Source organism: Microbacterium sp. P5_B6 (assembly GCF_056400345.1).
In genome coordinates this window covers 1-6,217 of the sequence record NZ_JBFULL010000038.1, presented here as the reverse complement: position 1 = coordinate 6,217, position 6,217 = coordinate 1, and the positions used below count along the sequence as shown (strand labels likewise).

The following is a 6,217-nucleotide window of genomic DNA, read 5'->3' as shown; positions in this document are numbered from 1 at the left end:
ATAGACCGCGTTCTTGGGCGAGTGGAACCGGGGGTGGGTCGTCGCGAAGACGTGGGGAATCGTGCGGTGGTGAGCCATTGCCCACACCGATCGAGTCGCTGCCATCCCGCCGCCAGCGGCGCAGGCGAGGCACGAGTTCATGAGCGCCAACAGCACGAGGATCCACCCGATGCCCCACAGGTTGTTCGCGATGGCCATCCAGCCGTTGCCCGCCTGGAAGCCCATGAAGCCGACCATCTTGTCCKGGCCGAAGAACACCGTGATCGCATAGACCGTGAGCACGTAKAACACCCCGACCAGCAGGGCTGCGCCGATGATGGCGCGGGGGATGTTGCGGCGGGGGTTCTTGGTCTCAGCCGCGAGGGGCGCTGCGGCTTCGAACCCGATGAAGGCGAGGAAGCCGTAGATTGATCCGGCCACCACTCCCGACCATCCCTCAAAACCGGGCGCGTTCGACTCGGCCGGAGTGAACACCGTGAGGGTGTTGTTCGGGCCCGCCGCCGCGATGAGCACGATCGCGAGAACGACGAACACGACGATCTCGAAGATGCCGAGGATCACGACGACCTTCGTGCCGAACTTGATCCCGAAGAAGTTCAGCGCGAATGCCGCTGCCATGCACGCGGCGGTCCCGACGATCCAGGTGAGCGTGTATCCCGTCCCTTCGGCYTGGGGGAAGATCGTGCTGGCGAGCAGATTCCCGAAAACAAGGCAGAGGTAAGGGCCGGCGCACAGGTAGACGAACGGGTACACCCACGCGGTGACGAAGCCGAGACCGCTGTGAATCGCTTTGCCGACGTAGGACGCGAGCCCCCCTGCCGTCGCCATGTGCTTGGCCAGTTGGCCGATTGCGACGGCCACGAGAAGACAGCCGACGAGCGAGATGATGACGCTGAGCGGAAGCGATCCTCCTGCGAAGCCTGCGCCGGAAGGAATCGCGTAGGCCGCACCAGAGGCAGGCCCCATCGCGGCGATGGAGACGAACAGGACCTCGGTCAGAGTGACCTTGCCCTTGCTCAATCGCTCGGATCCGCTCCCGGCATCGATCCCACCGGTTGCGGTGGAGACTTCGGAGGGCGGCAATGAACTCGGATTTGCAACCACGTTCTCACCTCTTAAGAGAATGTGCTGGCCGTTCGACGGGCGACGAACGGTACTACTGTGCGCTGATAGTACGGTAATACCGTCACCAGTGGAAGCCCTGGTCGGGATCGTTCTTCAAGGGACTCGCGATTCGACACTCTCAAGGGGTCGGATCAAGACGGGGAAGCGGAAGGAGCGTATTGTTCACGCCGGGCGTCGACCCTGTCGAGATGCGCGGCGGTCAGGCCTCGTGACGTCCACCTCTCTCGGTAGTCGTCAACAGTTGCGGCTATTGACTCCGAGCTGCCCTTTCGTCCAAGAATGCTCGCGGCCAGGGCGAGCAGTCGATCGGCGGCGCGCCGTAGCGCCGGATCAGTCACGCCTCTCAGTGCGGCGGTCTCCCATTCGTTCTCGACCTCAGCACAGATGTCTCTGGCCATATCGGTCGCCAGCTGATCCGAAGTCAGCGCTGACAGAACCGCCGTCGGAACGATCCACCCGTTGCCGGGTTGCGCGTCAATGTAGCGCACTTCGAGATAACCACGAGGGCGCACGAAGGGGAACAGGGTCGAGAGATGGAGGTCGAGGTCCGCGTGCGTAGGCCCGCTTCGGCCAGGCACAGCCGCTTCTCCGGAGTGGATCCATTCGCGGAATGTCACTCCCGGGGGCCCGAGCCAGTCTGCGCTCTCACGTCGCACAAGCATGACGGGAGCATCGAGGGCCCAGGAGGCATAGGACTCCTCCATTGACCGACTACTTCGCCGCGGGGGAACACCAGTTCGTGATGGGTCGAGCTGTCGCCATATAGCGAGCCTCGGCACTGTCGCCTCGGTGCCCGGGGCGGCCCGAGAATTGGCGAAKGTGGCCGCCAGCGTAGGACCGACGGCGTAGAGCACATCCCACCTCCGTGAGATCTCCTCGCGCGTTTCACCTGCCTCGATGTTGACCTGGAGTGACGCGGTGCCACACATCATTTGGTGACCGAACGGCGCCCACTGATCGAAGTACCGCTCCATGGCGTCGTAGCGTGGAGAGCTGAGCACGCGGCGGAGCGGCCTTCGCGAATCAAAGCCGACACCGGAAAGCGTCTGTCCGCACGCTTCCATCCGCCGCCGGAGGGTGGCCAGATCGTCCCTTACGGTCGTAAGAAGCTCCGGCAGCGATGGTGCCGGCTTGGAACTGAGTTCAAGTTGACCGCCCGGCTCAAGCGTCAAACTTCCGCTCAGCCCCTCTCCGATAGAGTCGAGTGGCATTCGATGAGCACTCGATGCCCGATCGCCGGTGTCATCGACAAGGAACTCGAGCTCCACACCGATCCGAGATGCCGGTCCCAACGAGAAGCAATCTTGCAATCGAGACTCCGCGACTGTTTCGGTCAGTGTGGAATCATCGATACCCGGCAGGCCGCTCTCGCGGATTGGCGAACGAGCGCGACTCTGCCGGCCCTCACGTCGAGGGCCGGCAGTCGCCACTTCGGTGACGCGGGCTATGCCGGGTTTCCAGTCGCAAAAACCTTGGCGCCCGGGATCGGCGGCACCCACGCCTGCGCGGAGCGGTGCCACAGCTCCTCCGTCGGGCGCAGCCAGGAGGTGTCATTCAGAGTTCCTGCCTTGATGTACAYCAGCCCGGGGGCTGCGTCGATGCGGCTAAGGAGGGCCGATCCGCAGTTTCCGCAGAACGAGCGGTTCGTGTTGCTCTTGTGCTCCTCGCCGTGCGTCACGAACGTCTTGAGGGAGTCGCCCGACACGGTCAGCGCGTCATCGTCAATTCCGATCACCAGCGAGAACGCCGAACTGGTCTGGCGCTGGCAGTCGGTGCAGTGGCAGACGGCGGTGAAGTGCACGTCCGTGTCAGYACTGTAAGTGACGTTTCCACAGAGGCAATGGCCTTCCAGCTTCACGATGTATCTCCTTTGACTACGACTGACGGGCATGTCGCCCACGATGAATACAATACTACCGTAATACCGTCGTTGCATAGTAGGGTATTAGAAGTTAGGAGGACCGACATGTTGCACCGGGAAGCCGCACCACTGCGCGCGCAACTCGTCGCTCAGTTGCGCGAAGACATCATCTCGGGGCGCTTCCGCCCCGAGGACCGCCTTATCGAGAAGACGCTTGAGGCCGAGTATGGCGTCAGCCGGACCGTTGTCCGAGAGGCGCTTCGTCAGCTCGAGAGCGAGCGCCTTGTCGAAATCGTCCCTAACGTCGGCCCACGAGTGCGAGGCCTGAGCCACGACGATGTTGTCCACCTATATCAAGTCCGCGCAGCACTGGAGTCCGAGGCGTGTCGTCTTGCGGCTCAAAGCGCCCCGCTCCCGCTCGTGCATGCCCTTCGTGCGGCGTTCCAGCACCTCGATTCGCGGGCTTCCGCGGCGAGCGTCAGCGAACTCATCGTCGAGAAGAACGACTTCTATGAAGCTCTCATCGCAGCGAGCGGGAACCCGATAATCGGGGAGATGCTCGCAAACGTCCAGGCCCGCATCTCGCAGCTGCGGTCCATCACCCTTGGATCGCCCGACCGCGTGCCGCACATGCTTGATGAGATTCGGTCTGTCGTCGAGGCGATCGAGGCCGGCGATCCTGCGGCGGCTACCGCAGCCTCGCTTGCGCATGTCGACTCGGCCGCGCAGATCGCATTTCGCCACATCGCACACCTGCAGCCAGCGGATTCGATCGCGGGGTAGCAGGGCACCCGGTTACCGGTCATCCGTATGGCTCCGCCGCCGACCTGATCACCGGTGGGTGATGATCGCGTCCAGCGCGGCACGCGATCATCACCCACCCGCAAACAGTTACTTGTCGTACTGGTGGTAGACCTTCGCGATGACCTTCCACTCGCCGTCCTGCTTTAGAAGCGTGTGGAAGTCGGTGTAGTCCGCGCCGATCGCGTCATTCTCCATGTCCACCTTGACGACGGCCGTGGTCGGAGTGATCCCGATGACGTCAAGGCGCACCGCGATCTCCGGTGCATCTCCGTTCTCATCCACGAATTCGTACAGGTTGCGGATCGTTCCGCCGAGCAGCTGTCCGTTGGTGAAGCCGTACATGACGGCGTCCGAGTGGAAAGCTCGTGCGACGTCATCCGACTTGCCGATGCGAAGGCCATCGACATACTTCTGAACTGCTCCGACTACCGCGTCGTACTCCGCGGTCGGAACGACTTTGATGTTCGGCATTGTGCCCTCCTCCATTGATTGGTTCCTGGTTTGAGATGAAGCGGTGCGCCGCGGGGCGGTCACCATGCGGAGCTCCCGCCATCGACGGTGAGAATCGACCCGGTGGCGAACGATGATCGTGTCGATGCCAGCCATGCGATCGCTTCGGCGATCTCTTCGGCACGGCCCATTCGACGCATCGGAGAGCGTCCGTCGAGCTCGCTGCGCAGTTCTTCGGGACTGTCGGACGACTCGATCATCTTGGCGAAGTACGGCGAGTCGATGGTCCCTGGCGCGACGGCGTTCACTCGGATGCCGGCCGCGATGTGGTCGAGCGCCATGGCGCGTGTGAGCGCGGTGATCGCTCCCTTCGAGGCGACGTACGCGGCTCGGTCTGCGATTCCTACAAGGGATGTGTACGACGACGTGTTGACGATTCGCCCGTTCCCTGACTTTTCGAGATGAGCGATCGCGTACTTCGAGCACAGGAATACACCGCGAACGTTGACCGCCATCAGCCGATCCCAGTCGTCGACTTCGATCGTTTCGACGGTGCCGCGGAATCCGAATCCGGCGTTATTGCAGAGGATGTCGAGCCGACCGAATACGCGGACCGCGGTCTCAACGAGGGCCGCAGCTGACGCAGCTTCGGACACATCCACGCCGACGGCGATCGCACCCTCGCCGAGGTTCTCGGCGGCTTGCCTGGCAGCATCCTCGTTGATGTCCCCGATTACGACACGCGCGCCACGGGCGTGAAGCAGCGTTGCTGCGGCCAGCCCGATGCCGCTGGCGGCGCCGGTGATGATGGCGACATCGCCGTCGAACTCCCTCATGACTGAGCGTCTCGCCTCGTCAAGTTGGCGAACTCGACAATCTGGCGGATCTCGAGGCCCTCGTTCAGTCGATCCATTGCGGTGTTGAGATCGTTGAGTTCGGTTGTCCCGGTGATCAGCTTCTCCACTGCGAGCCTGCCGTCGAGATAGAGCTGCGCGTATCGATRGATGTCGTCCTCGGGAATTCCGGAGCCCATGTAGGAGCCGATGACTGACCGGGCCTGGGTCACGAGTGAGAGAGCATCCACGGTGATCGTCGATCCTGGTCGAGACAGTCCGACCGTGACGGTCTTGCCGCCGACGCCTGTCAGCTTCACTGCCGAGTCGAGCGCCGCGGGATGGCCGACGCATTCGATCACCACGTCGAACCTTCGCTCAGCTGCAATCGCATCATCGGGCGTATACGCCGCGTCCGCCACCAGATCTACCGCAGAGGCGAGTTTCCCGGGGTTCGTGTCTATCGCAGTAATGCTCTCTATTCCGATCGCCCTCGCGACCAACGCGGCCGCGAGTCCGACTCCGCCCATACCGACGATGGCGATCGACTGACCAGGACGAGCCTGGGCAGCGTTGATGACGGCGCCGCCTCCTGTGAGGACCGCGCAGCCGAGGAGCGCGCCTACTGCCGAGGGAATCTCGGGGGKGATGATGACCAGCGAGTGCTGGTCCACGACCGCGTATTCGGCGAAGGCCGATACGCCACCGTGGTGATCCACCAGCTCGCCGTCGACGGCGATCCTCCGACCCCCCGTCAGCATTTCCCCTGCAGCATTCGCCGCGAGCCCGCGTTCGCACAGGCTCCAGCCCGACGACTTGCATGCTGCACAGGTTCCGCACCTCGGCATGAAGGTCATGGTCACCTTGTCGCCGACCTTGACACGATCGACGTCCGGGCCGACGTGCTCGACGAATCCGCACCCTTCGTGCCCGAGTACCATCGGCACACGGCATTCACGAACGCCGGACACACGAGAGAGATCGGAGTGACAGACGCCTGCCGCTTCCATCCGCACGAGGACCTCACCGGCGCGCGGCGGGGACAGTTCGACTTCCCGAATGGCGATCGGCTCCGACTCGGCCCACGGGGGCGAGGAACCGATCGTTCGCAGCACTGCAGCTTGCACCCTCAACTGATCGACTC

General features: G+C 63.2%; 7 protein-coding genes. 1 reads left to right on the top strand and 6 read right to left on the bottom strand.

Translation table 11 applies throughout. The annotated features are described in order from the left end of the window. The 3 genes from AC1DP3_RS17710 to AC1DP3_RS17700 form a co-directional block, all read right to left on the bottom strand. The coding region (locus AC1DP3_RS17710; RefSeq protein ID WP_477295589.1) for an APC family permease at positions 1-1,020 on the bottom strand (1,020 nt) is incomplete at its 3' end. A gap of 236 nt (positions 1,021-1,256) precedes the next feature. Next, on the bottom strand, positions 1,257-2,393 hold the full coding sequence (locus AC1DP3_RS17705; protein WP_477295587.1) for a glutamate-cysteine ligase family protein: 1,137 nt from the start codon (positions 2,391-2,393) through the stop codon (positions 1,257-1,259). A gap of 176 nt (positions 2,394-2,569) precedes the next feature. Beyond that, positions 2,570-2,983, bottom strand: a complete 414-nt coding sequence (locus AC1DP3_RS17700; RefSeq protein WP_477295586.1) for a GFA family protein — start codon at positions 2,981-2,983, stop codon at positions 2,570-2,572. Here AC1DP3_RS17700 and AC1DP3_RS17695 point away from each other — a divergent pair. Next, entirely contained in the window at positions 2,966-3,769 is an 804-nt protein-coding gene (locus AC1DP3_RS17695) for a GntR family transcriptional regulator (RefSeq protein WP_477295584.1), read from the top strand. The genes AC1DP3_RS17700 and AC1DP3_RS17695 overlap by 18 nt on opposite strands. A 108-nt stretch (positions 3,770-3,877) precedes the next feature. Here the strand turns inward: AC1DP3_RS17695 and AC1DP3_RS17690 are convergent, their stop codons facing one another. The 3 genes from AC1DP3_RS17690 to AC1DP3_RS17680 are packed head-to-tail and all read right to left on the bottom strand — an operon-like array spanning position 3,878 to position 6,200. Next, positions 3,878-4,261, bottom strand: coding sequence for a nuclear transport factor 2 family protein (locus AC1DP3_RS17690; RefSeq protein WP_477295582.1), 384 nt, complete (start codon positions 4,259-4,261; stop codon positions 3,878-3,880). 59 nt (positions 4,262-4,320) lie between these two features. Beyond that, complete coding sequence (locus AC1DP3_RS17685) at positions 4,321-5,076, bottom strand: SDR family oxidoreductase (RefSeq protein WP_477295580.1); 756 nt, start codon at positions 5,074-5,076, stop codon at positions 4,321-4,323. Beyond that, positions 5,073-6,200, bottom strand: coding sequence for an alcohol dehydrogenase catalytic domain-containing protein (locus tag AC1DP3_RS17680; protein ID WP_477295591.1), 1,128 nt, complete (start codon positions 6,198-6,200; stop codon positions 5,073-5,075). The genes AC1DP3_RS17685 and AC1DP3_RS17680 overlap by 4 nt, the downstream gene beginning before the upstream one ends. Positions 6,201-6,217: the final 17 nt, after the last annotated feature.

Coding starts and splice junctions, on each gene's coding strand:
- AC1DP3_RS17695 (WP_477295584.1), top strand. CDS start 2,966: ATGGCCTTCCAGCTTCACGATGTATCTCCTTTGACTACGACTGACGGG.
- AC1DP3_RS17690 (WP_477295582.1), bottom strand. CDS start 4,261: ATGCCGAACATCAAAGTCGTTCCGACCGCGGAGTACGACGCGGTAGTC.
- AC1DP3_RS17685 (WP_477295580.1), bottom strand. CDS start 5,076: ATGAGGGAGTTCGACGGCGATGTCGCCATCATCACCGGCGCCGCCAGC.